This window comes from Zobellella denitrificans, assembly GCF_002237365.1.
In the GTDB taxonomy this organism is placed as follows: domain Bacteria; phylum Pseudomonadota; class Gammaproteobacteria; order Enterobacterales; family Aeromonadaceae; genus Oceanimonas; species Oceanimonas denitrificans.
Genome location: NZ_NMUO01000057.1, coordinates 1 through 23,967 on the forward strand (window position 1 = coordinate 1; position 23,967 = coordinate 23,967).

General features: G+C 63.6%; 22 protein-coding genes and 1 pseudogene. 12 read left to right on the top strand and 11 right to left on the bottom strand.

Translation table 11 applies throughout. From position 1 onward, the window contains the following. The 7 genes and pseudogenes from CGX12_RS12540 to CGX12_RS12570 all read left to right on the top strand — a co-directional run. Positions 1–672, top strand: a pseudogene (locus CGX12_RS12540) (DNA mismatch repair endonuclease MutL); the annotation flags it as partial. Then, positions 662–1,606, top strand: a complete 945-nt coding sequence (gene miaA, locus CGX12_RS12545) for a tRNA (adenosine(37)-N6)-dimethylallyltransferase MiaA (RefSeq protein WP_094040216.1) — start codon at positions 662–664, stop codon at positions 1,604–1,606. The pseudogene CGX12_RS12540 and the gene miaA, both read left to right, overlap by 11 nt. A gap of 36 nt (positions 1,607–1,642) precedes the next feature. Beyond that, positions 1,643–1,909 carry an RNA chaperone Hfq gene (hfq, locus tag CGX12_RS12550; RefSeq protein WP_094040217.1) on the top strand — a complete coding sequence of 89 codons (267 nt, stop codon included), beginning with the start codon at positions 1,643–1,645 and terminating at the stop codon, positions 1,907–1,909. Between the two features lie 75 nt (positions 1,910–1,984). Further along, complete coding sequence (hflX, locus tag CGX12_RS12555; protein WP_094040218.1) at positions 1,985–3,271, top strand: ribosome rescue GTPase HflX; 1,287 nt, start codon at positions 1,985–1,987, stop codon at positions 3,269–3,271. A gap of 46 nt (positions 3,272–3,317) precedes the next feature. Next, complete coding sequence (gene hflK, locus CGX12_RS12560) at positions 3,318–4,484, top strand: FtsH protease activity modulator HflK (RefSeq protein ID WP_094040219.1); 1,167 nt, start codon at positions 3,318–3,320, stop codon at positions 4,482–4,484. Between the two features lie 3 nt (positions 4,485–4,487). Continuing rightward, on the top strand, positions 4,488–5,378 hold the full coding sequence (gene hflC / locus CGX12_RS12565; RefSeq protein WP_094040220.1) for a protease modulator HflC: 891 nt from the start codon (positions 4,488–4,490) through the stop codon (positions 5,376–5,378). A gap of 130 nt (positions 5,379–5,508) precedes the next feature. Beyond that, on the top strand, positions 5,509–6,807 hold the full coding sequence (locus CGX12_RS12570) for an adenylosuccinate synthase (protein WP_094040221.1): 1,299 nt from the start codon (positions 5,509–5,511) through the stop codon (positions 6,805–6,807). 71 nt (positions 6,808–6,878) lie between these two features. Here the strand turns inward: CGX12_RS12570 and ispB are convergent, their stop codons facing one another. Beyond that, a complete protein-coding gene (gene ispB / locus CGX12_RS12575) occupies positions 6,879–7,853 on the bottom strand; it encodes an octaprenyl diphosphate synthase (RefSeq protein ID WP_094040222.1) in 975 nt (324 codons plus the stop codon). A gap of 234 nt (positions 7,854–8,087) precedes the next feature. On the opposite strand from ispB, the gene rplU reads away from it, so the two are divergent. The 4 genes from rplU (at position 8,088) to folA (ending at position 10,445) form a co-directional block, all read left to right on the top strand. Continuing rightward, the gene (gene rplU, locus CGX12_RS12580) at positions 8,088–8,399 is read left to right on the top strand and encodes a 50S ribosomal protein L21 (RefSeq protein ID WP_094040223.1); all 312 of its coding nucleotides are present in this window, start codon (positions 8,088–8,090) and stop codon (positions 8,397–8,399) included. 17 nt (positions 8,400–8,416) lie between these two features. Beyond that, entirely contained in the window at positions 8,417–8,674 is a 258-nt protein-coding gene (gene rpmA / locus CGX12_RS12585) for a 50S ribosomal protein L27 (protein WP_094040224.1), read from the top strand. A 118-nt stretch (positions 8,675–8,792) separates the two neighbouring features. Next, a complete protein-coding gene (gene cgtA, locus CGX12_RS12590) occupies positions 8,793–9,959 on the top strand; it encodes an Obg family GTPase CgtA (protein ID WP_094040225.1) in 1,167 nt (388 codons plus the stop codon). A gap of 3 nt (positions 9,960–9,962) precedes the next feature. Continuing rightward, complete coding sequence (folA, locus tag CGX12_RS12595; protein WP_094040226.1) at positions 9,963–10,445, top strand: type 3 dihydrofolate reductase; 483 nt, start codon at positions 9,963–9,965, stop codon at positions 10,443–10,445. A 73-nt stretch (positions 10,446–10,518) separates the two neighbouring features. Here the strand turns inward: folA and CGX12_RS12600 are convergent, their stop codons facing one another. Genes CGX12_RS12600 through lptD form a run of 6 tightly spaced genes read right to left on the bottom strand, consistent with a single transcriptional unit; the run spans position 10,519 to position 17,189 of the window. Further along, positions 10,519–11,334: a symmetrical bis(5'-nucleosyl)-tetraphosphatase gene (locus tag CGX12_RS12600; RefSeq protein ID WP_094040227.1), complete on the bottom strand. Its 816-nt coding sequence runs from the start codon at positions 11,332–11,334 to the stop codon at positions 10,519–10,521. Next, positions 11,334–11,708: a Co2+/Mg2+ efflux facilitator ApaG/CorD gene (gene apaG / locus CGX12_RS12605; protein WP_094040228.1), complete on the bottom strand. Its 375-nt coding sequence runs from the start codon at positions 11,706–11,708 to the stop codon at positions 11,334–11,336. The genes CGX12_RS12600 and apaG overlap by 1 nt, the downstream gene beginning before the upstream one ends. Then, a complete protein-coding gene (gene rsmA, locus CGX12_RS12610) occupies positions 11,708–12,517 on the bottom strand; it encodes a 16S rRNA (adenine(1518)-N(6)/adenine(1519)-N(6))-dimethyltransferase RsmA (protein WP_094040229.1) in 810 nt (269 codons plus the stop codon). The genes apaG and rsmA overlap by 1 nt, the downstream gene beginning before the upstream one ends. After that, the gene (gene pdxA / locus CGX12_RS12615) at positions 12,510–13,499 is read right to left on the bottom strand and encodes a 4-hydroxythreonine-4-phosphate dehydrogenase PdxA (RefSeq protein ID WP_094040230.1); all 990 of its coding nucleotides are present in this window, start codon (positions 13,497–13,499) and stop codon (positions 12,510–12,512) included. Before pdxA ends, rsmA begins: the two co-directional genes overlap by 8 nt. Then, on the bottom strand, positions 13,496–14,812 hold the full coding sequence (gene surA / locus CGX12_RS12620; RefSeq protein WP_094040231.1) for a peptidylprolyl isomerase SurA: 1,317 nt from the start codon (positions 14,810–14,812) through the stop codon (positions 13,496–13,498). The genes pdxA and surA overlap by 4 nt, the downstream gene beginning before the upstream one ends. A gap of 25 nt (positions 14,813–14,837) precedes the next feature. Next, positions 14,838–17,189, bottom strand: coding sequence for an LPS assembly protein LptD (lptD, locus tag CGX12_RS12625; RefSeq protein ID WP_094040232.1), 2,352 nt, complete (start codon positions 17,187–17,189; stop codon positions 14,838–14,840). Between the two features lie 249 nt (positions 17,190–17,438). On the opposite strand from lptD, the gene djlA reads away from it, so the two are divergent. Next, positions 17,439–18,245, top strand: coding sequence for a co-chaperone DjlA (djlA, locus tag CGX12_RS12630; protein ID WP_094040233.1), 807 nt, complete (start codon positions 17,439–17,441; stop codon positions 18,243–18,245). Between the two features lie 92 nt (positions 18,246–18,337). On the opposite strand, the gene CGX12_RS12635 is transcribed toward djlA, so the two are convergent. The 4 genes from CGX12_RS12635 to rapA are packed head-to-tail and all read right to left on the bottom strand — an operon-like array spanning position 18,338 to position 23,591. Next, complete coding sequence (locus tag CGX12_RS12635) at positions 18,338–19,288, bottom strand: D-2-hydroxyacid dehydrogenase (protein WP_094040234.1); 951 nt, start codon at positions 19,286–19,288, stop codon at positions 18,338–18,340. Beyond that, complete coding sequence (locus CGX12_RS12640; RefSeq protein WP_094040235.1) at positions 19,242–20,030, bottom strand: DUF3530 family protein; 789 nt, start codon at positions 20,028–20,030, stop codon at positions 19,242–19,244. Before CGX12_RS12640 ends, CGX12_RS12635 begins: the two co-directional genes overlap by 47 nt. Beyond that, a complete protein-coding gene (locus CGX12_RS12645; RefSeq protein WP_217898172.1) occupies positions 20,027–20,692 on the bottom strand; it encodes an RluA family pseudouridine synthase in 666 nt (221 codons plus the stop codon). Before CGX12_RS12645 ends, CGX12_RS12640 begins: the two co-directional genes overlap by 4 nt. Positions 20,693–20,717: 25 nt before the next feature. Next, positions 20,718–23,591, bottom strand: a complete 2,874-nt coding sequence (rapA, locus tag CGX12_RS12650) for an RNA polymerase-associated protein RapA (protein ID WP_094040237.1) — start codon at positions 23,589–23,591, stop codon at positions 20,718–20,720. Between the last annotated feature and the right edge of the window lie 376 nt (positions 23,592–23,967).

Genomic DNA, 23,967 nt, shown 5'->3' on the forward strand with positions numbered 1-23,967 from the left:
GGCCTGAGCCGGCGGGAATGGCAGGGCATGAGCGGCCTGCTGACCACCCTGGCTCCGTCCCGGCCTCTGCCTCAGCCGGCCATGCCGGCCATGCCGGCCGCTGCCGGGGTCTCGTCGGACAGCGGGCAGGGCCAGCCGCTGCTGCTGGCGCGGGAACGCTTCCTGGTGCTGATGTACCGGGAACGGCTCTGGCTGTGCGATCTGGACGGGGCCCGCGCCCATGAAAATGGCCAGGCGCTGCTGGCGGTGTGGCGAGAGGGACTGACGCCCCAGCCCCTGCTGTTGCCCATCAGCATCCCCCTGGATCGGGAACAAGCGGCGGCCTTGACGCGGCATGGTCCTACGCTGCAAAAACTGGGCCTGGAGTTGAAAAGCGGCAGTAAAGGCACCATTATCCTGACCCGGGTGCCGCAGCCCTTGCGCCATGCGGATCTGGCCCGGCTGTTTCCGGAACTGCTGGCCCGGCTGGACGATGAGGCACAGGCCCAGCCGGCGGCCCTGTGTGGCTGGCTCGCCGGTCAGGCACAGGCCCGGGCGGCCTGGACCCTGGCCGAGGCGAGCGCCTTGTGGCAACGGCTGCAGCCCGGTTTGCCCGCCGACCTGGAGGAAGTGCCCTTTTTGCGGCCGGTGGCGTTGGAGCAACAACTAGACAGGTGGATGGATGGGGACTGAACCCCTGGCAATATTCTTGATGGGGCCCACGGCATCGGGCAAGACCAGTCTGGCCATGACCCTGTGCCGGGAGCTGCCCTGTGAACTGATCAGCGTTGATTCGGCCCTGGTCTACCGGGGCATGGATATCGGGACTGCCAAGCCGACGGCGCAAGAGCAGGCCCTGTTCCCCCACCGGCTCATCGACCTGCGGGATCCCGCCGAGGCCTATTCGGCCGCCGACTTCCGCCGCGATGCCCTGGCCGCCATGGCGGAGATCACCCAGGCCGGGCGGATCCCGCTGCTGGTGGGGGGGACCATGCTCTACTTCAAGGCGCTGCTCGAAGGCCTGTCCCCCCTGCCCGGCGCGGATACGGCGGTCAGGGCCGGGATCGAGGCCGAGGCGGCCCGCCTGGGCTGGACAGAGCTGCACCGCCAACTGGCCGATATCGATCCGGTGGCGGCCGCCCGTATCCACCCCAACGACCCCCAGCGCCTGTCCCGGGCCCTGGAGGTTTTTCGTATTTCCGGTAAAACGCTCACAGAATTAACGCAACACAAGGGTGATCCCCTGCCGTACAAAGTGTTACAGTTCGCGATTGCACCCGCCCAGCGGGCCGAGCTGCACCGGCGCATTGCCGAGCGGTTCCGGCTGATGCTCGAGCAGGGATTCGAGCAGGAGGTTCGCAACCTGTATCAGCGGGGGGATCTGCATCCGGAACTGCCGTCCATCCGCTGTGTCGGCTACCGCCAAATGTGGGATTACCTGGATGGCGTTGTCGGCTATGATGAAATGGTGGAGCGTGGGATTGCGGCCACCCGGCAACTGGCCAAGCGGCAGCTGACCTGGCTTAGGAGCTGGCCGGATCTGCACTGGCTGGATACCGATAACAAAGAGGCCGGCCGTCACCTGGTTGAACGGGTGAAGCTGGCGCTCGACGACAGACAACAATAACAATTTTCCACAATTACAAAAGATAAGGACAACAAGATGGCTAAGGGACAATCTCTGCAGGATCCGTTTCTGAATGCGCTGCGACGTGAACGGATCCCCGTCTCTATTTATCTGGTGAATGGCATCAAGCTGCAAGGGCAGATTGAATCCTTCGATCAATTCGTCATTCTGCTGAAGAACACCGTCAGCCAGATGGTGTACAAGCACGCTATCTCGACCGTGGTACCGGCCCGGCCGGTGCATCACCAGGCGCCTTCGTCGGGCGGCCCGGATCAGGGTGATACCGAGCAGGATCAAGATTGATATTGACGAGCAACCCTGTATGGCGGTGTGACAGCGCCTTGATGTGCGCTGTGTCTGAACGACGGAGGAAGCACCTTGTTTGAGCGTTATCAAGGTGGCGAGTCCGCCATTTTGGTTCACATTAATTTTGCCGACGATAACGAACGGGAAGCGCTGGACGAGCTGGAGCTGCTGGCTGACTCCGCCGGGGTCACCACCTGCGCCGTGGTGACCGCCAGCCGGGGGGCGCCCCAGTCCAAATTCTTTATCGGCACCGGCAAGGTGGAAGAGCTGGCGGCGCTGGTGCAGATGCACCAGGCCGACGTGGTCATCTTCAACCACAGCCTGAGCCCGGCCCAGGAGCGCAACCTGGAGCGGGAAGTCAAGTGCCGGGTGCTGGACAGAACCGGCCTCATCCTCGATATCTTCGCCCAGCGGGCCCGTACCCACGAAGGCAAGCTGCAGGTCGAACTGGCCCAGCTTCGGCACCTGTCCACCCGGCTGGTGCGGGGCTGGACCCACCTGGAGCGGCAGAAAGGCGGCATCGGCCTGCGCGGCCCGGGGGAAACCCAGCTCGAGACCGACCGCCGGCTGCTGCGGGAGCGGATCAAGTATATCCAGAAGCGGCTGGAGAAGGTGTCCCGCCAGCGGGAGCAGGGGCGCCGGGCGCGGCAGCGCAACGAGATCCCGACCCTGTCCCTGGTGGGCTACACCAACGCCGGCAAGTCGACCCTGTTCAACCGGCTGACCCAGGCCGGGGTCTATACGGCGGATCAACTGTTTGCCACCCTGGATCCCACCCTGCGCAAGATAGAGCTGCCCGATGCCGGGCCCGCCATCCTGGCCGACACCGTCGGCTTTATCCGCCATCTTCCCCATGATCTCATCGCGGCCTTCAAGGCCACCCTGCAGGAAACCCGCGACGCGGATCTGCTGCTGCACGTGGTGGACTGCGCCGACGAGCAGATGCGGGAGAACATCCACGAGGTGAATTCGGTGCTCGAGCAGATCGAGGCGGACGAGGTACCGGTGCTGATGGTGTTCAACAAGATAGACAAGCTGGAGTCGCCCAGCCCGCGCGTCGAGGTCGACGACGAGGGGCGGCCTTGTGCCGTTTGGGTATCGGCGCAAGAAGCTCTGGGGATCGACGGTCTCTTAGAGGCATTGAACCGGCTGCTGGCCGGGGTACTGGTGGAACACCAGTTGACCCTGCCGCCATCGGCGGCCAGGCTGCGCAGCCGGCTCTATGCCCTGAACGGGGTCGTGAACGAGTCTTTTGGGGAGCAGGGGGAGTATGTGGTCGACATCCGGCTGCAGCAGGCCGACTGGCACCGCCTGCTTAAACAGGAAGGCGAACAGCTAGAGCGCTTTATAAGCGATTGATTGCTTGGTAAAGTTACTTTCATAAACCAGAAAGACGGAGATACAAATGGCTTGGAATGAGCCTGGAAATGGTGGTAAGGACCGTGACCCCTGGGGGAATAACGGCAAACATCAGGGCCCGCCAGATCTGGATCAGGTGATTCGCAACCTGAGCAACAAATTGGGAGGGCTGCTGGGCAACCGTGGTACCGGTGGTGGCGGTGGCAGCATCGGCTCCTTCGGTATCGTTGTGGGCCTGGTCATCGCCCTGGTGGTGTGGGTGGTCAGCGGTTTCTATACCATAGGCGAAGCCCAGCGGGGCGTGGTGCTGCGTTTCGGCAAGTTCTACCAGACGGTGGATCCGGGCCTGAGCTGGAAAGCGACCTTCATCGACCGGGTCTACCCGGTGGACGTGGAGACGGTACGCTCCCAGCCGGCCTCCGGTTTTATGCTGACCCGTGACGAGAACCTGGTCCGCGTGGAGATGGATGTGCAGTACCGGGTCATCGAGCCGCGCGACTATCTGTTCAACGTGACCAATGCCGATGACAGCCTGCACCAGGCACTCGACAGCGCCCTGCGCTATGTGGTGGGCCACAGCACCATGGACGACGTGCTCACCGTGGGCCGTGAGCGGGTGCGCCAGGAAACCCGGGCCCTGCTCGAAGAGATCATCGACCCCTACCAGCTGGGCTTGATGGTGCTCGATCTGAACTTCCTGCCGGCCCGTCCGCCGGAAGAAGTAAAAGATGCCTTCGACGATGCCATCGCCGCCCAGGAAGACGAGCAGCGCTTTATCCGTGAAGCCGAAGCCTACGCCCGGGAAATCGAGCCCAAGGCCCGTGGTCAGGCCCAGCGTCTGCTGCAGGAAGCCGAAGCCTACAAGGAGCAGGTGTCCTTCCGCGCCGAAGGTGAGGTAGCCCGTTTCCGTGAGCTGCTGCCCCAGTACCGGTTGCAGCCGGATCTGGCCCGCCAGCGTATCTACCTGGAAACCATGGAAGAGATCTACAGCAAGGTCAACAAGGTGGTGGTGGACACCCCCGACGGCAACAACAGCCTGCTCTACCTGCCGCTGGACAAGATGATGGAACAGCAGGCGGGCCGGGCCACCCGGATCGATCCCAATATCATCACTTCCGATTACCTGAACGGTAATGTCCCCACGAGTCAGGACGGCGGTCAGTTGCGGCCGGGTTCGGACCGTAGCGCTATTCGTCCGACAGGGAGAAACTAAGCGATGAAAAGAGTATTACTCGTTGTTCTCGGCCTGGTGGCGATCGTGCTGTATTCCTCGGTGTTCGTGGTCGGGGAAGGCGAGCGGGGCATAGTGCTGCAATTCGGCAAGGTGAAACGGGAGCAGGGCTCCGACCTGCCCACCGTCTACCAGCCGGGCCTGCATTTCAAGGTGCCGATGATCGACCAGGTGCGCAAGCTCGACGCCCGCGTCCAGACCCTGGACGATCAGGTGGATCGCTTCGTGACCTCGGAGAAGAAAGACCTGATCATCGACTCCTACGTCAAGTGGCGCATCGACAACTTCGCCCAGTACTACCTGGCCACCGGCGGCGGCAACCGGCTGCAGGCCGAGAACCTGCTGCGCCGGCGGATCAACAACAGCCTGCGTTCCGAAATCGGTAGCCGGACCATCCGCGATATCGTGTCCGGTGAGCGCGGTGACGTGATGGAAAGCGCCCTGCGCGGCCTGCTGGAGTCATCCTCCGAGCTGGGCATCAAGGTGCTGGACGTGCGGATCAAGCAGATCAACCTGCCGACCGAAGTGTCCAACTCCATCTACCAGCGGATGCGTGCCGAGCGGACCGCCGTGGCCCGGGAGCACAGATCCGAAGGTCGTGAGCAGGCGGAGATCATCAAGGCCGAGGCGGATCGCCGGGTGACGGTGATGATCGCCGAAGCCCAGCGCAATTCCCGCACCCTGCGCGGTGAAGGGGATGCCCAGGCGGCCCGCATCTACGCCGATGCCTATGCGGCGGATCCCGAGTTCTTCAGTTTTATCCGCAGCCTCGAGGCCTATCGCAAGAGCTTCGAAAGCGGCGGCGACATGATGATCCTGAAGCCGGACGGCGATTTCTTCCGCTTCCTGAAGGATCCTTCAGGCAGGGTCCAGTAAGCAGTGATACCAGCCCGGGCAACCGGGCTTTTTTCTGCGCGATTTTTCCATCAAAAGTCCCGCTCCCATTGTTCCGACCTTGGTCAAAATTTGTTAGACTCCATTTTTAACAACTCAACAGTTAGTGAAAATGGGACAAAACGTTGTTGTACTAGGCACCCAATGGGGTGACGAAGGCAAGGGTAAGGTCGTCGACCTGCTGACTGACAAAGCCCGTTATGTTGTGCGTTATCAGGGCGGCCACAATGCCGGCCATACCCTGGTCATCGACGGTAAGAAAACCGTCCTCCACCTGATCCCCTCCGGTATTCTGCGCGACAACTGCACCTGTGTGATCGGTAACGGCGTGGTGCTGTCTCCCGAGGCCCTGCTCAAGGAAATGCGTGGCCTGGAAGAGAGCGGCATTCCGGTGCGCGAGCGCCTGGTGCTGAGCGAAGCCTGTCCGCTGATCCTGCCCTACCATGTCGCCATGGATCTGGCGCGGGAGAAGGCCCGGGGCGCCAAGGCCATCGGCACCACCGGCCGCGGTATTGGCCCGGCCTACGAAGACAAGGTGGCGCGGCGCGGCCTGCGGGTGGGCGACCTGTTCGACATGGCTGCCTTTGCCGACAAGCTCAAGGAAGTGGTGGCCTACTACAACTTCCAGCTGACCGGTTTCTACGGCGCCGAAGCCGTTTCCTACGAATCCGTGCTGGAGCAGGCCCAGGGCTATGCCGAACTGCTCACCAGCATGGTGGTGGACGTGACCGACCTGCTCGACAAGGCCCGCCTGAATGGCGACAAGATCATGTTCGAAGGCGCCCAGGGCACCCTGCTGGACATCGATCACGGTACCTATCCCTATGTGACCTCGTCCAACACCACCGCCGGCGGCGTGGCGACCGGCTCCGGCTTCGGTCCGCGCTACGTCGACTATGTGCTGGGCATCGTCAAGGCCTACACCACCCGGGTCGGCTCTGGTCCTTTCCCCACCGAGCTGTTTGACGAGGTGGGCGAGTACCTGGGCGTGAAGGGGCACGAGTTTGGCGCCACCACCGGCCGCAAGCGCCGCACCGGCTGGTTCGATGCGGTGGCCATGAAGCGTGCCATCCAGATCAACTCCATTTCCGGCTTCTGCCTGACCAAGCTGGACGTGCTCGACGGCCTGAAGGAAGTGAAGATCTGTGTGGGCTACCGGATGCCTGACGGTTCGGTACGCGATGTCCCGCCCATGGCCGCAGAAGGCTACGAGACGGTGACACCGGTGTACGAGTCCATGCCCGGCTGGGAGGAAACCACCTTCGGTGTCACTACCGTGGAAGGCCTGCCCCAGGCGGCCCGTGACTATGTCAAGCGGATCGAGGAGATCACCGGGGTACCGGTGGACATCATCTCCACCGGCCCGGATCGCGCCGAGACCATGATACTGCGCCATCCCTTCGAAGCCTGAGCTTCCCGGTAACGCAGCAAAAACGCCAGCCCCAGGGCTGGCGTTTTTTATTCAGCATGGTGAAGCGTGAGTCAGCGGGTGCGCTCCACCGCCAGGTGGGCCAGATCGATCAGCGCCGCCTTGTGCTCGCCGTCGGGCAATGGGGCCAGGCTGGCGATGGCTTTCTCGGCCTCCTGCTGGGCCCGCTCGCGGCTGTATTCCAGGGCGTGGGTGTCGGCCAGTATGCCCAGGATCTCCTCCAGATGAGCCATGCCGCTACGGTTGGCGATGGCGTCACGGATCCGCTCGCGCTGGGCCGGGGTGCCGACTGCCATGGCGCGCAGCAGCGGCAGGGTGGGCTTGCCCTCGGCCAGGTCGTCGCCCACGTTCTTGCCCATGTCGCCGGCATCCGAGCTGTAGTCCATGATGTCGTCCACTAACTGGAAGGCGGTGCCCAGGTACTTGCCATAGTCGAGCATGGCCTGCTCCACCGCCGGGGACTGGTGGGTCAGCACCGCCGCCAGGCGGGTGGCGGCCTCGAACAGCTTGGCGGTCTTGCAGTAGATCACCTGCATGTAGCTGTCTTCGGTGGTGTCCGGATCGTTGCAGTTCATCAACTGCAGCACCTCGCCCTCGGCGATGATGTTGGTGGCGTCGCTCAGGATGTTCATGATCTTCATGTTGCCGAGCTCGGTCATCATCTGGAAGGCACGGGTATAGAGGAAATCGCCCACCAGCACGCTGGCGGCGTTGCCGAACAGGGCGTTGGCGGTGTCCCGGCCCCGGCGCAGATCCGACTCGTCCACCACGTCGTCGTGCAGCAGGGTGGCGGTATGGATGAACTCGATGATGGCGGCGAGCTTGATATGGTCCTCGCCCTCGAAGCCCAGGGCGCGGGCGGCCAGCACGGTCAGCATGGGCCGCATGCGCTTGCCGCCGGCGCTGACGATATAGAAGCCGAGCTGGTTGATCAGCGCCACCTCCGATTGCAGCCGCGACATGATAAGGTCGTTGACCGCCTGCATATCCTGCGCGGTCAGTGTTTTTACCCTGTTGATATCTACCATAAAATTTTGAGCCGGACGGTGCAGTCTAAAGCCATTGGTGGTAGGATTTTACACGATTTGTCAAAGGGATAAACCCGCCCGGCTGGGGTTAGGCCAGAAACCGGGAAGGGGAGATTTTTTTGCTGTTCGGCCCTTGTCTAAGGGGATCATTTTACGTACAATGCGCGGCCATTGTAGAACAGTTTTAGTGCACGGCCCGAAGAGGGTAAAAGTGCCATATTCGGAGTTATAGACATGTACGCGGTAATCCAAAGCGGCGGAAAACAGCACCGTGTAGCCGAAGGCCAGGTCGTTCGTCTGGAGAAGCTGGACGTTGAAACCGGCGCCTCTGTCGAGTTCGACAAGGTGCTGATGGTTGCCCAAGGTGAAGACGTTAAAGTAGGTGTACCCTACGTAGACGGCAGCAAGGTAATTGCAGAAGTAGTTGCCCACGGTCGTGGCAAGAAGGTCAAGATCGTCAAGTTCCGTCGTCGTAAGCACTCTCGCAAACAGCAGGGTCACCGTCAGTGGTTCACTGAAGTGAAGATCACTGGTATCAGCGCCTAAGAGAGGAGTTAAGTTCCATGGCACACAAAAAAGCAGGCGGCTCAACTCGTAACGGTCGCGATTCAGAAAGTAAACGTCTGGGCGTTAAGCGTTTTGGCGGTGAGTCTGTCCTGGCGGGCAACATCATCGTCCGTCAGCGTGGCACCAAGTTCCACGCCGGCGACAACGTAGGTCTGGGCAAGGACCACACCCTGTTCGCCAAAGCCGATGGCAAGGTGAAGTTCGAGGTGAAGGGTCCGCAGAACCGTAAATTTGTCAGCATTGTAACCGAATAAGTTACAAGCCGGACTTGAAAAGCCCCGCCACCCGGCGGGGCTTTTTGCTTTATGAAAGTCACATTCGGCGTTTGGGCCGGATATACTGGGCTCAGCAAGCGAATGGGAGAGCAATGCAATGAAGTTTGTCGATGAAGCGGAGATCCGGGTTGAGGCGGGCGACGGCGGTAACGGCTGTGTCAGCTTCCGCCGGGAGAAGTATGTACCCATGGGCGGGCCGGACGGCGGCGACGGCGGTGACGGCGGTGACCTCTACCTGCTGGCCGACGAGAACCTGAATACCCTGATCGACTACCATTTCGAGCGGTTTCACCGGGCCGAGCGCGGTGAAAACGGCCGGGGCGGCAACTGTACCGGCAAGCGGGGCAAGGATCTGGTACTGAAGGTGCCGGTGGGCACCCGGGCCAAGGACGAGATGACCGGCGAGATCCTCGGCGATCTGACCCGTCACGGCCAGAAGCTGCTGGTGGCCAAGGGCGGCTTCCACGGCCTGGGCAATGCCCGCTTCAAGAGTTCGGTCAACCGGGCGCCGCGGCAGAAAACCAACGGCACCCCGGGCGAGGAGCGCAGTCTGTTGCTGGAATTGCTGCTGCTGGCCGACGTCGGCCTGCTGGGGCTGCCCAACGCCGGCAAGTCCACCTTTATCCGCTCGGTGTCCGCGGCCAAGCCCAAGGTGGCCGACTATCCCTTTACCACCCTGGTGCCCAATCTGGGGGTGGTGCGCTGCGACGGCCAGAAGAGCTTCGTGGTGGCGGATATCCCCGGCCTCATCGAGGGAGCGGCCGAGGGAGCCGGCCTGGGGATCCGCTTCCTCAAGCACCTGGAGCGCTGTCGGGTACTGCTGCACATGATCGACGTGCTGCCGGTGGATGGCTCGGATCCGGCCGACAACGCCGACATCATCGTCAACGAACTGGCCCAATACAGCGAAGAGCTGGCCGCCAAGCCGCGCTGGCTGGTGTTCAACAAGCTGGATCTGGTGCTGGAAGAGGAAGCCGAGGCCATCATCGACCGGGTGGTGGAGCTGCTGGACTGGCAGGGGCCCATCTTCCGCATCAGTGCCATCAGCAAGGAGGGCACCCGCGAGTTGACCCAGGCGCTGATGGGCTTCCTCGACGAGCATCCGCGTTCCCAGGAGGAGCTGGAGGCGGCCCGCGAGCCGGTCAGCTTCAAGTGGGATGAGTACCACCAGGCGGCGCTGACGGAGGTCGAGGATGGGGACGATGATGATGACGACTGGGATGACGAAGAAGACGACGGCCACGTCATCTATACCCGGGAGTAAGGCATGGAGCTGTCGCTGATCGTCGCCATGACCCGGGAGCGGGTCATCGGCAAGGACAACGGCATGCCCTGGCACCTGCCGGCGGATCTGGCCTACTTCAAGCGGGTCACCCTGGGTAAGCCGGTGGTGATGGGAAGGAACACCTTCGAGTCCATCGGCCGGCCCCTGCCCGGGCGGCGCAATGTGATCCTCAGCCGCTCGCTGAGTGAGGCGCCGGCGGGTACCGAACTGGCCGGCTCGCCGGCGGCGGTGCTCGAACTGCTGGCGGAGGCGGAAGAGGTGATGATCATCGGCGGCGGCCAGCTCTACACCGCCTTCCTGCCCCTGGCGAGCCGGCTCTACCTGACCCGTATCGACGCCAGCCTGGAAGGGGATACCCGTTTTCCGGAAATTGGGGAAGAATGGCGGCTGGTCTCGGAGGAGCTCAGGCCGGCGGACGAGCGCAATCCCTACGACTGCCGCTTTCAGGTACTGGAGCGCCACTGACCATCTAAACAGCCCGGCTTAACGCCGGGCTGTTGTTATTTATAATGCCGCCTCACGCCTCACGCCTCACGCCTCACGCATAGGCCGGGCAGGGCGTCGAACGTCGTTCGCCGCTGTCCCAGCACAGCAGGGTCAGGCTGCCGCCCCAGACACAGCCGGTGTCCAGGGCGTGGATGCCGGCGATGTCGCAGCGGCCTTCCAGCGCCGCCCAATGGCCGAATACCAGGGGCGGATCCTGGTACTGGCCCCGCAGCTCGTACCAGGGGCGCAGCGTCGGCGGGGCCTCGGCCAGGGTCGCCTTGTAGCCGAAGTCGAGCCGGCCGTCCGGGTGGCACAGGCGCATGCGGGTAAAGGCGTTGATGGTGTAGCGCAACTGCTCCAGCTCATCGAGATCCTCGCGCCAGCGTCCGGGCTCGTCGCCGTACATCTGCGCCAGCCGTTGCCGGTACTGGGGTGATTGCAGCTCGGCCTCGGCCCGCCGCGCCGCCCGGCGCGCCTGCTCCAGGCTCCATTGGGGCGGGATGCCGGCGTGGGTCATGACAAAGCCGTGCCCCTCGTGCTCGGCCAGCAGCGGTTGGTGTCGCAGCCAGTACAGCAGATCGGCCCCGTCGGCGGCCTGCAGTATGTCGTCGATGCGATCGGCGGCCTTGGGCCGGCCGATGCCGTTGGCCACCGCCAGCAGGTGCAGATCGTGGTTGCCGAGCACAGTGGTGGCGGCATTGCCGAGGGCGGCGATACGCCGCAGGCAGCCGAGGGAATCGGGGCCGCGGGCGACCAGGTCGCCGGTCAGCCAGAGCTGGTCCCGGGAAGGCGAAAAGCCCACCTCGGTCAGCAACTGCTCCAGCTCGTGCAGGCAGCCCTGCAGATCGCCGACGAGATAGGTGGCCATCAGTTGATCAGGTTCGGCATGGCCAGGCGGAAGGCGGCGATGGGGGCCTGGAATTCGCGACCATCGTCCAGCACCATGGTGTAGCTGCCTTCCATCACTCCCACCGGGGTTTCCAGGCTGACGCCGCTGGTATAGGTGTATTCTTCGCCCGGAGCGATTCGGGGCTGCTCGCCCACCACGCCGCTGCCTTCCACCTCGATTTTCTTGCCGTTGGCATCGGTGATCAGCCAGCGGCGGCTGATCAGTCGGACCCTCTCGTTACCGTCGTTGCGGATGGTGATGGTATAGGCGAACACATAATGCTGCTCGTCGGGGGCGGATCTGTCGGCCAGGTACTGGGGCCGGGTGGCGATGTGAATGGCTCCGGGAGTCATCAGGCTTCCTTCTGTTGGGCCAGGGCGTTGGCCAGGATCACATACTGGGCCAGGCTCAGCTGCTCGGGACGGGCGGAGGGATCCAGGCCCAGGGCCGACAGCTGCTCGGCGCTGAACAGGTGTTGCAGGCTGTTGCGGATGGTCTTGCGCCGCTGGCCGAAGGCGTCGGCGGTCACCCGGGACAGGCAGCCGATATCGTGGGCCGGATGGGGCGGGGCTGCATAGGGCAGCAGCTTGACCACGGCGGACTCCACCTTGGGCGCGGGCCTGAAGGCCTCGGGGCCGACTTCCAGCACCGGCACCACCTGGCAGTAATACTGGGCCATCACGCTCAGTCGGCCGTAGGCCTTGCTGCCCGGGCCGGCGGCCAGCCGGTTGACCACTTCCTTCTGCAGCATAAAGTGCATGTCTTCCACCAGGGCGGCGAACTCGAACAGGTGGAACATCAGCTGGGTGGAGATGTTGTAGGGCAGGTTGCCGAAGATCTTCAGCTTCTTGCCCGGCTCCAGCAGCTTGGCGAAGTCGAACTTCATGGCGTCGGCCTGGTGGATGTTGAGCTTGTCCTTGAGGAAGGGATGGGTGGCCAGGCGGGCCGCCAGATCCCGGTCCAGCTCCACCACGTTGAGGCGGCTGATCCGATCGCACACCGGACCGGTGAGGGCACCGAGGCCGGGGCCGATTTCGACCATGGTGAAATCATCGCTGGGATGAATAGCATCGACTATTTGGTCAATGATGTAGTCATCGTGCAAAAAATTCTGACCAAACCGTTTGCGGGCCTTGTGGCCCTGGTGAACCTTACTATTCATCGCGTTTTTCTATCATCTCAATGGCTTGATTAACGGCGCACAGCATGCTGCCCGCATCGATTTTATCGGTTCCCGCCAGTTCCAGGGCGGTGCCGTGATCCACCGAGGTGCGGATGAAGGGCAGTCCCAGGGTGATGTTCACCGCCTTGCTGAAACCGATGTACTTGAGTACCGGCAGTCCCTGATCGTGGTACATGGCCAGGAAGGCGTCGGCGTCCTGCATGTATTTGGGCTGGAACACGGTATCCGAGGAAAGGGGCCCCACCAGATCCATGCCCTCGGCCCGCAACTGGTCGAGGGTAGGGATGATGATGTCCAGTTCCTCCCGCCCCAGGTGGCCGTCCTCACCTGCGTGCGGATTGAGTCCGCAGACATAGATGCGCGGTTTGGGGATGCCGAACTTGGCCTTGAGCTCCGCATGCAGGATGCGGGTGATCTTGCTGAGCCGCTCGGGGGTGATGGCCCGGGCCACGTAGGCCAGAGGGATATGGGTGGTAACCTGGGCCACCCGCAGGCCGGGGGTGGCCAGCAGCATCACCACGTCCGGCACATTGGCCTGCTGGGCGAAGAATTCGGTGTGGCCGCTGAAGGAGACCCCGGCCTTGTTGATGATGCCCTTGTTGACCGGGCCCGTGACCACGGCGTCGAATTCGCCGCTCATGTTGCCGTCGGAGGCCCGCTTCAGGGTTTCCAGCACATAGAGGCCGTTGGCCTCGTCCAACTGGCCGGGCACCGCCGGCCGGGCGAGCCGGACCGGCTCTATGGTCAGGGTGCCGGCCCGTTGGGGCACGGGCGGCTGCTCGGGGTGGTAGGGCAGCAGGGTCAACTGCTTGCCCAGGGCCTGGGCCCGGCTCTGGATCAGGTCGGGATCGGCGATCACCACCAGCTCGACCGGCCAGTCGTGCTCGGCCAGCGCCTGCATCAGCTCGGGGCCGATGCCGGCGGGCTCGCCGGGGGTTATGGCTATGCGTTTACAAGTCACAATTCACCGTTGGCTAAATTGGGGTCGACAATACGGATATAGGCTTCATCCCTCAGCTCATCCAGCCAGGTCTGCACTTCCTCGGTAAAGCGACGATTAAAGATCAACTGATAGGCCCGCTGCTCGGTGGCCTGCTCGGTGGCGTCCATCACCCGCCGGTCTTCCAGCAGCACCAGGTGCCAGCCGTGTTCGGAGCGGAAGGGCTCGCTCAGTTGGCCGACATCGAGTCGGTTGACGGTATCGCGGAAGCTGCTGACGTACATCTCCGGGGCCGCCCAGCCGAGGTCGCCGCCGTTGATGGCGGAGCCCGGATCTTCTGAAAACTGTTCCGCCAGCTCGCTCATGCTGGCTTCACCGGCCCGGATCGAGCGGGAAAAACCGGCCAGCATGGACTGGGCCTTTTCCTCGCTCATGATGATGGACGGCTTGATCAGGATATGGCGGGCCTTGACTTCCACCGCCTGCACCGTCTGGGTGGTGCCTCCTTCCATATCGAAGATGGTGAGGATATGCAGACCGGCGCCGGAGCGGATGGGGCCGATGATATCACCCTTGGCGTGATTTCTCACCGCTTCGCTGAACAGGGAGGGCATTTCATTGATGCCGAGCATGCCCCAGTCGCCCCCTTCCAGGGCCTTGGGACCGGCGCTGTGGGCGATGGCCAGCTGGCGGAAGTCCGCGCCCTGTTTGAGTTGGGCCATCAATTGTTCGGCCAGGCCGCTGGCCTGGCGCAGTTGCTCGCTGCTGGGGTTGGCGGGCAGCGGCAGCAGTATGTTGCCCACCCGGTAGCGGCTATTGCCCTGGCCCTGCTCCTTGATCATCTGCACCACCTGCTTCACTTCCTGATCGGAGATATTGATGCGGCGGCGTACCTGATTGCGCGCCAGCTCGCTCAGCAGGATCTCGTTGCGTACCTGCTCCCGGAACTGGGCGTAGGTCAGGCCCTCGGCGGCCACGCCGGCGCGCAGTTGCTCGACCGTCTTGCCCTCGCTGCGGGCAATATTGGTGATGGCCTGCTCCAGCTGGGTGTCGGTGATGCGCAGTCCCAGCCGGTCGGCCAGCTGCAGTTGCAGGCTTTCGAGGATGAGGCGATCCAGGGCCTGCTTGCGCAGTTGCCGCTCTTCCGGCAGCGGCTGGCCGGCGGCACGGGCGCTTTGCCGGACCTGATTGACCAGGCCGCTGAGCTGGCTTTCCAGCACCACGTCCTGGTTGACGACAGCGACCACCTTATCCAGCAGCTCCACCGCCTGGCTGGCAGCCGCCGCCAGCACCAGGCCGGCGGCGATAAGCAGTTGTTTACCTCTTTTCTTCATGACAGGTCCTGTGTACGAGTAAAAATCAGTTGTTGAGATTGAAGGGCCGATAATAAGGCAACAGCTTGGTGCCCGGTGCGAACTCGCCACCACCGGCACCGATGGAACTCAGTCCCTTCAGTTCGAAGCGCAACCCTATGGTGGTTTCCTGCAGGGTTTGTGTCGGGTTGAACAGCTTGTCCTCTTTCTGCCATTGCTCCCAGACCAGGCTGACGGCCCAGCAGCAGGAGTCGTAGCGCAGTCCTATGAGACTGTCGATATTGCGGTTGAGTTCAATATCCCGGTAATAACCGCCGATCAGCCGCCATTGGGGATCCAGTGGCCAGGAGAAGGTGCCGCCCAACTGGTTGAGATCGTCGGCGAGGTTGGCTTCCTGATAATAGTTCTGGTTCAGATGGCGAAAGCCGAGTTGGGCGAGGCGGCCCTGGTGGTTGTATTCCAGGGTGAGGTTGCCGGCGGCCAGGCGGTTGTTGCGGGTATCCTGCTGGGCTTCCGCATGGACGAACCAGTTGCCGTCGAGGTTCAGATCCCCTTCGAAGGTGAGGAAGGAACGCTTGATATCGCTGGGGGTATCGGTCGGGAACAGCCGGACCCGGGGAGAGACGAAGTTGTAGGACTGGGCCAGGGCCAGGCGCAGCCGTTCTATGCCTTCCTGGTCGTAGATGCGGCTGGTGAAGCCGCCGGTCAGCTGGTTGGCGTCGCTGATCCGGTCCAGGCCGGCGAAGCGGCGATCGCTGAACAGGCTGTAGTAGTCCTGACGCATGTCGGTGGTGTCATACAGACCGATATGATCCTGATCCTTGAAGGGCACGTACAGGTACTGGAACTGGGGCTCCAGGGTCTGGGTAAAGGCTTGCCCGAACCAGGCCGTGTCCCGGTCGAACACCAGGGTGCCGTTCAGCCGGAGGCGGGGCAGCAGCCGATCGGCGCTGGAGTCGAGTTGATCTGGACTGAATCCCCTCTCATCCTGGTAATAGGGGGCGAGTTCAGAGGGAATATCCTGCTCATAGTGGGTGTAGTAGGCCCCCGCTTCGGCGGTGAGCTGGCCACCGGGCCGGTCGACCAGGGAGTAGACCAGCCTGGGCTCGGCATGGAAGCGGGTGGCTTCATATACATCCTGGCCGTCGTTGGCGAAGCGGGTCAGTTCGGAGTCGAAGCCCAGATCGACGCCCCCCAGGTGCTGGTAGCTGGTCAGGGCCAGGCTGGGAGCCAGCTGGAAGGGAGTCAGCCGGTCGGGTTTCAGGATTTGGTAGTCCCGCATTTCGGCGGTCAGCTGCCAGCGGCGGTCATGGTAGCCCCCCCGGAAGGACTGCATCAGCTGGTCCTCGACCAGGATGCCGACCGGCGGCGAAAAGTCGTCCACATAGACCGAGTCCCAGCCGGCCACCTTGGTGTAGTCCACATTGGCCCGCCAGTGGCCGTCGGGGTCGAAACGGGCATGGTGGCGCCAGTTGAACAGCCAGCGGGCGCGGTCGCGCCATTCGGAGTCGGCGAGCTTGTCGTCGCTGTCGAGGTACTCCCCGTAGAGGGTGCCGCTCTGGCCTTCCACCGGCAGGTAGCGGAATTCGAGCTGGGCGGCGGTACCGCGTTTTTCCATGTAGCGCGGGGTCAGGGTGGCGTCGTAGTTGGGAGCGATGTTCCAGTAATAGGGCAGGCGGATATCGGTGCCGTGTTCGCTGCTGAGATCGAAGGACGGGTAGAGCAGGCCGCTCTGGCGTTCGTCCTTGACCGGGAACTTGATATAGGGGAAGTAGAACACCGGTACGTCGCCTAGCCAGAGCACCGCATTCCAGGCTTCGCCGAATACCTCATCCTGCTCCACCCGCACCGAGCTGGCCCTGAGCTGCCAGGCTTCCTCGTTGGGCGGACAGGTGGTGTAGCTGGCGCCGCTCAGGTCGACCCTGTTGGTGTCCTCGGTCATCCGCACCCGGCGGGCCTGGCCGCGGCCGGGATCCCCGTGCAGCTGGTAGCGGGCCTGATCCAGTTCGGTGTCCTTGGTGTTGAGGTTGCCGGTGAGGGTGTGATCGCTTTCCACCGTGATGGTGCCGTCGGTAAAGTGGATATTGCCTTCGGCCCGGACATCCCGGCTCTGCTGCTCCAGTTCGACATAGTCGGCACCGAACTGGCGTGCGCCCTGCTCCACCCGGACATCGCCCCGGTAGAGGATCTTGCCGTCCCGGGTGGCCTCGAGCACCTCGGCGGTGACGGTGATGGGGGCATTGGGGTCGGTTGTGCCGGGATCGAGGCGCAGCGGCACGTGGCTGAAGCAACGGCTGAACGAAAAGGGGCTATCCTGGCCGGAGGTGAGGGCATCGGTCTGGGCCTGAACCAGGCCGGAAACAAACAGCAGGGGAAAGCCGATAATCCGTATTCTCATGGGTTGATGCTCGCGTTCCTGGTCGTGGCGACACCGTCCCGGGCCCGGCGGGCTGGTTGAGCTTTTGGTGTCATTATTTTATGGTAGCGGGCTATGATAATGCATTCTTGTTGCCAGCACTACGGCCGGCCCCGGTGCCCTGTTTTCGTGAATGGAACCCGCCCGATGATCTTTTTTCCCCTTTCTTTTCTCTTCACCCCGATTAAGGCGGCTGCGGCTCCTTTTTCCGACCCGCACGAGGTGCGCTGAATGCTGGCGCATATCAAGGGCAAGTTGATCGGTTTTCTGTTCGGACTGCTGATCGGCAACATCCCCGGTGCCCTGCTGGGCCTGTGGCTGGGGCACCTGGTCGATCGCAAGCTGGCCCACGCCTGGCGCTTCAACAAAGACAGCCAGGCCGAGTTTCTCTACGCCACCTTCGCCACCATGGGGCATATCGCCAAGTCCAGCGGCCGGGTCTCGGCCGAGGAAATCCGGCTGGCGGAACAGCTGATGGCCCAGATGCGGCTGCAAGGCGAGCAGAAGGCCGAGGCCCAGCAGGCCTTCCGCGACGGCAAGGAGAGCGACTTCCCACTGGCCGAGACCCTGCGCCGGTTCCGTGCCCAGGTCAGGGACAGCCGCAACCTGTTGCGCTTCTTTATGGAGGTACAGTTGCAACTGGCTTTTGCCGACGGCGAGCTGCACCCGGCCGAGCGCCGCCTGCTGCACTTTGTCGCCGGTGAGCTCGGTTTTTCCAGCCGGGAGCTGGAGCAGTTGCTGGCTTTCGCCGAGGCCCAGTTGCATATGTTTCGCAACGGGCAACAGGCGGGGAGTGGCCGGCACCAGCAGCGGCCGGCCGAGGACAGGCTGCGCGATGCCTACCGGATCCTGGAGGTGGAGGCCGGTGCCGACGACGCCACCGTCAAGAAGGCCTACCGCCGGCAGATGTCCAAGCATCACCCTGACAAGCTGGTGGCCCAGGGCCTGCCCAAGGAGATGATGGAGCTGGCCAAGGAGAAGGCCCAGGACATACAGCAGGCCTGGGAGACCATCAGGGCGGTGCGCAATATCCGCTGAATGGAAGTGAGGCGGGAGGGGAAGCGGGAGGCATTCTCCTTACCCCTTACCCCTTACCCTTTACCCCTTACCCCTCACCCCTTACCCCTTATTTACACCAGCCTGTTCTGTTCCCGCCCGGCCACAAAGGCCTCGATATTGTCGATCAGCTGATCCGCCAGCCGCTGCATGGCCGACTGGCTGGCCCAGGCGATGTGGGGGGTGAGAATAAAGTTGGGATGGCGCAGGGCCTGCATCAGTGGATGATCCGGCGCGGGCGGCTCGGCGCTGGCCACGTCGAAGCCGGCGGCGCCGATGGTGCCGTTTTCCAGGGCCGCCAGCAGGGCGGCCTCGTCCACCAGGCCGCCCCGGCCGACGTTGATCAGCAACACATCGGGTTTCATCAGCGCGAACTCCCGCGGCCCTATCAGGTGGCGGGTGTCGTCCGTCAGCGGACAGTGCAGGCTAAGCACGTCGGCCCGGGCCAGTACCTCCTCGAAGGCCAGGCGGCCTTCGCCGGCGGCCTGGCCCTTGCGGGCCGCCACCATCACCTGCATCCCCAGGGCCGTTGCCAGCCGCTCCAGATCCCGGGCTATGGTGCCGTAGCCGATCAACCCCAGGGTCTGGCCGGCCAGATCCCGCACCGGGTAGTCGAAATAGCAGAACTGCCCGGCCTGCTGCCAGCGCCCGGCGGCGATGGAGGCCCGGTAGGCATGCAGATTGCGGTTCAGGGCCATGATCAGGGCCAGGGCGTGCTCGGGCACCGAATTTCTGGAGTAATCGCGGATATTGCACACGGCGATGCCCGCCTGGCGGCAGGCGGCGAGATCCACGTTGTCGCTGCCGGTGGCGGCGATGGCGATCAGCTTCAACCGGGGCAGGTGGGCCAGGGTATCGGCATCGAGCCTGACCTTGTTGACGATGGCGATGTCCGCCTCCCGCAGCCGCTCCAGCACCTGGCCGGGCGCGGTTTCCTCATGGCTCTGCCAGCGGTGGGGAAAGCCGGGGGCGCGCAGCTCAATGGTCGGCGCCAGGGTCTGGCGATCGAGAAATACCAGCTTCATGGGTCTGTCCTCTCAGGTAGTCGGGGGCACTGGGGGGCAGCGGCAGCCAGCCCCGGCGCATCAGCCAGCCGGCCACCTGCCGTTCCAGCAGGGAATGGGCGGCGAGACGCTGCGCTTCGTAGTCGGCTTTATCCTGGCGGGCCACCTGTTGGCGGCGACGCTGCCGGTTGGCGTTGGTGGCGGCGTCATCGCTGCGGCCATGGATGTCCAGCACCGGATAGGGGCTGCGGGCCAGGCTGATGGCCAGCATCCGCTGCTGATCGGCCGCCCGGGGATGGGCGTCGAGCAGGATCAGGGCGTCCGGTGTCCGGGACTGGCCGGCGTCGATCAGTTGCTGGAACCAGAGGGCGGCGCTGCCCTGTGCCATGACCACCAGGGGGGGCTCGGATTCCGTCGCCGCCAGCGCCTCGTTCAGGCGCTGCGCCTGCCGCTCCAGCCAGGCCTGCTGCGCCGGCGAGGGCTGCTCGCTGACCGGATCGAAGGCCTGCTGATCAGGATCCGGCAGCAGCAGCAGGAAATCCCAGCCCCGTTGTTGCCAGTATTCCGCCATCGCCAGCCACAGGTGAGGCTGGTCCAGCTCGGGCCAGATCAGCAGGGTGCCGGCGGTCTGGCTGGCGCCCGCATCAAAATGCAGCAGCCGGGGCTCGGGCCGGTACTGTTCGAACAGAGCCCAGTCGGCCTTGCCCGTGGCCAGCGGCGCGACCAGCAGGGCCAGCAGGGGCAACCAGCGGGCCCGGTTCATGCCGGCCCCATGGAGAAGGGGGCCGGCGCGCTGAACTCCAGCCATTGCTTGCTGCGGGGATGGCGAAAGGCCAGCCAGGCCGCATGCAGTTGCAGGTGCGGCGCCATCGCCAGGGCTTCGCCGCTGGCATAGAGGTTGTCGCCCAGTATGGGGTGGCCCAGACTCAGCATGTGCACCCGCAACTGGTGGGAGCGGCCGGTGATGGGGGTCAGTTCCACCAGGCTGCGGTCTGGCTCCCGGCGCAGGCAGCGCCAGTGGGTGAGGGCCGGCTTGCCGTGCTCCAGGCTGACCATGTGCCGGGGCCGGTTGGGCCAGTCACAGCACAGGGGCAGGTCTATGCTGCCGGCGTCCTGTTCCAGGCGGCCGTGCACCCAGGCATAGTAGCGCTTGGCGGTTTCCCGCTCCCGGAACTGGCGGCTGAGTTCCCGGTGCGCCTTGGGATGCAGCGCCATGACGATGACCCCGGAGGTGGCCATGTCCAGCCGGTGCACCACCTGTACCCCGGGGTAGACCCGGGCCACCCGGTAGGACAGGCTGTCCCGGTGAATAAGCTCCCGCCCGGGTACGCTCAACAAACCGCTCGGCTTGTTCAGCACGATCAGGCTGTTGTCCTGGAACAGCACCTCGAACTGGGGATCCATGGGGGGATCGTAACGCAGCAGAACCATGATGGGCGACTCGTCCTCTTTACTGATGGCTGACCACGATAAACCGAATCGCGTCCAGTTTTAAGCGGGTATGGCTGAGCAGGCCGTCCAGTTCGTCCTTCAGCTCCCGCAGGTGGCCCAGCTCGCTCTCGCGCACGTTGGGGTTGACCCTGGCCAGTTGCTGCAGGCGGGAAAGCTCCTCGCCGATGGAGGCATGCATCCGCGCCCGGGCTTCTTCCACCAGGCCCTGCATCTGTTGCTCGGCCTGGGGCAGGGCGGCCTGCAGCAACTGGTGGATCACCGTCTGGGAAGCGTTGACCAGCTTGCTGGCCAGGTGGCGGTTGACGGCGCTGAGCTGCTTGTCGAAGGACTCGAAGCTGACCTTGTCCGCCAGGTTGTTGCCGTGCTTGTCGAGCAGCAGGCGGATGGGGGCCGGCGGCAGGAAGCGGTACAGCTGGGCATGGTGGGCGGACTCGGCCACGAAGATCAGCTCCACGAACTGGGTGCCGACCGGCAGCGCCTTGTTCTTGAGGATGGCCACCGAGGTGGTGCCGATCTCGGAGCCCAGCACCAGGTCGATGCCGCCGCGGATCATGGGGTGATCCCAGCTCAAAAAATGCAGATCGTCCCGGCCGAGCGCCGTTTCCCGGTCGAAGGTAATGCTGGCGCCGTCCTCCGGCAGGCCCGGAAACTGAGGCACCAGCATTTGCTCGGTCGGGCGCAGCACTATGGCGTTTTCGCCCCTGTCGTCCTGGTGCACGCCCACCTCGTCGAACAGCTTGATGGCGAAGATGGCCAGGGTGGGATCCTGGTCGGCTTCCGCCAGTTGGGTGGCCAGGTTGCGATTGTGGATGACGCCGCTGGAGTTGAGTTCCAGCAGCCGATCCCGTCCCTGCTCCATCTGGCTGTTGAGCTCCCGGGCAAGGGCGGCGGTGTCGGCAACAAGCTGCGCCAGGGCTTCCGTATCCTGGCCGTGGTTGGCCAGCAGTTCGAGCAGGCGTTCGGCCACCTGCTGGTAGACCGGCTGGCCGACCGCGTTGGGCCTGCTGAAGGCGTCCATGCCCTGGTGGTACCAGAGGGTCAGCGCCTGCTGGGCGGTACCTTCCAGGTAGGGCACATGGATGTCGATATCGTGCCGCTGGCCGATGCGATCGAGGCGGCCGATGCGCTGTTCCAGCAGATCCGGGTTGAGCGGCAGATCGAACAGCACCAGTTGGTGGGCAAACTGGAAGTTGCGTCCTTCCGAGCCGATTTCCGAACAGATCATCACCTGGGCGCCGCCTTCCTGCTGGGCGAAGTAGGCGGCGGCCTTGTCCCGCTCCAGCAACGACATGCCCTCGTGGAAGACGGTACCGCGGATCCCCTCGCGGGTACGCAATGCTTCTTCCAGCGCCAGGGCGACGCCGGCCTTGGCGGTGATGATGAGTATCTTGTCGTTGCGCTTGGCCTTGGCGAATTCCAGCAGCCATTCGACCCGGCTGTCGAACTGGGTCCAGGCGCTGTCGCCGCCCTCGAACTGGCGATAGATCTCCTCCGGATACAGGGCCTGCAGGGCGCGGGCGGCGGTATCCTGATGGTTGCCCATCATGCCGGCCACCCGGATGGCGGTCTTGTACTGGTTGGGCAGGGGAAGGGAGTGCAGGTGCAGTTGCCGGGAGGGAAAACCCTTGATGGCATGACGGGTATTGCGGAACAGCAAGCGACCGGTGCCGTGGCGGTCGAGCAGGCGGGCCAGCAGGGCGTGCCGTTGCTCGGGATTGGCCAGATCGACCGCCTCCTGCGCTTCCATAAAGGGCGCCAGGCGCGCCAGGGCCTCATCATCGAGCGGCGCCTCTCCCAGCAGGGCTTCCGCCGCCCGGGCCAGGGGCTGGTAGGCTTCTTCCTCGGCGAGGAAGGCGTCGTAGTCGTAGAAACGCTCGGGATCGAGCAGGCGCAGGCGGGCGAAATGGCTCTCGTGGCCCTGCTGATCCGGGGTGGCGGTAAGCAGCAGCACACCCGGGATCTGCCCGGACAGGGTTTCCACCACTTCATAGGCCCGGCTGGGCTGTTCTGCGTCCCACACCAGGTGATGGGCCTCGTCCACTACCAGCAGGTCCCAGCTGGTGTCCAGCAACTGCTCGAAACGCTTGCGCTTCTTGGTAATGAAGTCGAGGCTGCACAGGATAAGCTGCTCGGTGTCGAAGGGGTTGGCGGCATCGGCGAAGGCCTCGACGCAACGCTCCTCATCGAACAGGGCGAAGTGCAGGTTGAAGCGGCGCAGCATTTCCACCAGCCACTGATGGATCAGGGCGTCGGGTACCAGGATCAGGATGCGGGAAGCCCGCCCCGACAGCCACTGCTGCTGGATGATCATGCCGGCTTCGATGGTCTTGCCGAGGCCCACCTCGTCGGCCAGCAGCACCCGGGGGGCATAACGGCCACCGACCTCGCGGGCGATATGCAACTGATGAGGGATCAGGCTGACCCGGCCACTGGCCAGGCCGCGCAGGGGAGAGCGGCGCTGGTTGAACTGGTGGGTCAGGGCCTGGTAGCGCAGGTTAAAGCGGCCTATCTTGTCGATCTGGCCGGCAAAGAGGCGCTCCTGGGGTTTGTTCAGCTTGATAAAATGGTTGAGAAAGGTTTCCTTCAGACTGGCCGGCTCCCCGGTGTCCAGGCGAGTGCCGTGATAGGTGAGCAGGCCATCCTGCTCGGTCACGTCCGCGACCTCCAGTTCCCAGTCCTCATGACTGCTGATGGTGTCACCGGGGTTGAACATCACCCGGGTCACGGGGGCATCGTCCTTGGCGTACATGCGGTTCTCACCGCAGGCGGGAAATAGCATGGTTACCATACGGACATCGATCGCGACTATGGTTCCCAGTCCCAGATCGGTTTCGGTATCGCTAATCCAGCGCTGGCCGAGGGAAAAAGGCATTCAAGTCTCCAAGCTGAAGGGGGATAAAAAAGGGGCGCTATCTTACCCCAAGGCCGGTAAGGCTGCATCCGCCAAAATGGACAGGGCAGCGAGGGCGGGCCTCAATAGGTAAAAGTAGAATAAATTGTCACTTTTGGTCGAAAACTGTACGAACGGTGTTTTTTATCAAAAAAGCCCTTGCGCAAAAAGCGCGGCTCCCTATAATGCGCCCTCACTGACACGGCGGAACACGCCGGCGGTCACAAGCGGAAAAACTTCGGTTTTGAGGCTTGACGAATCAAACGGACGGCGTAGAATACGCAGCCCTGACCCGCTAACGGTCAACGCTCTTTAACAATTTATCAAGCAAACTGTGTGGGCACTCGCAGTGGTTGGG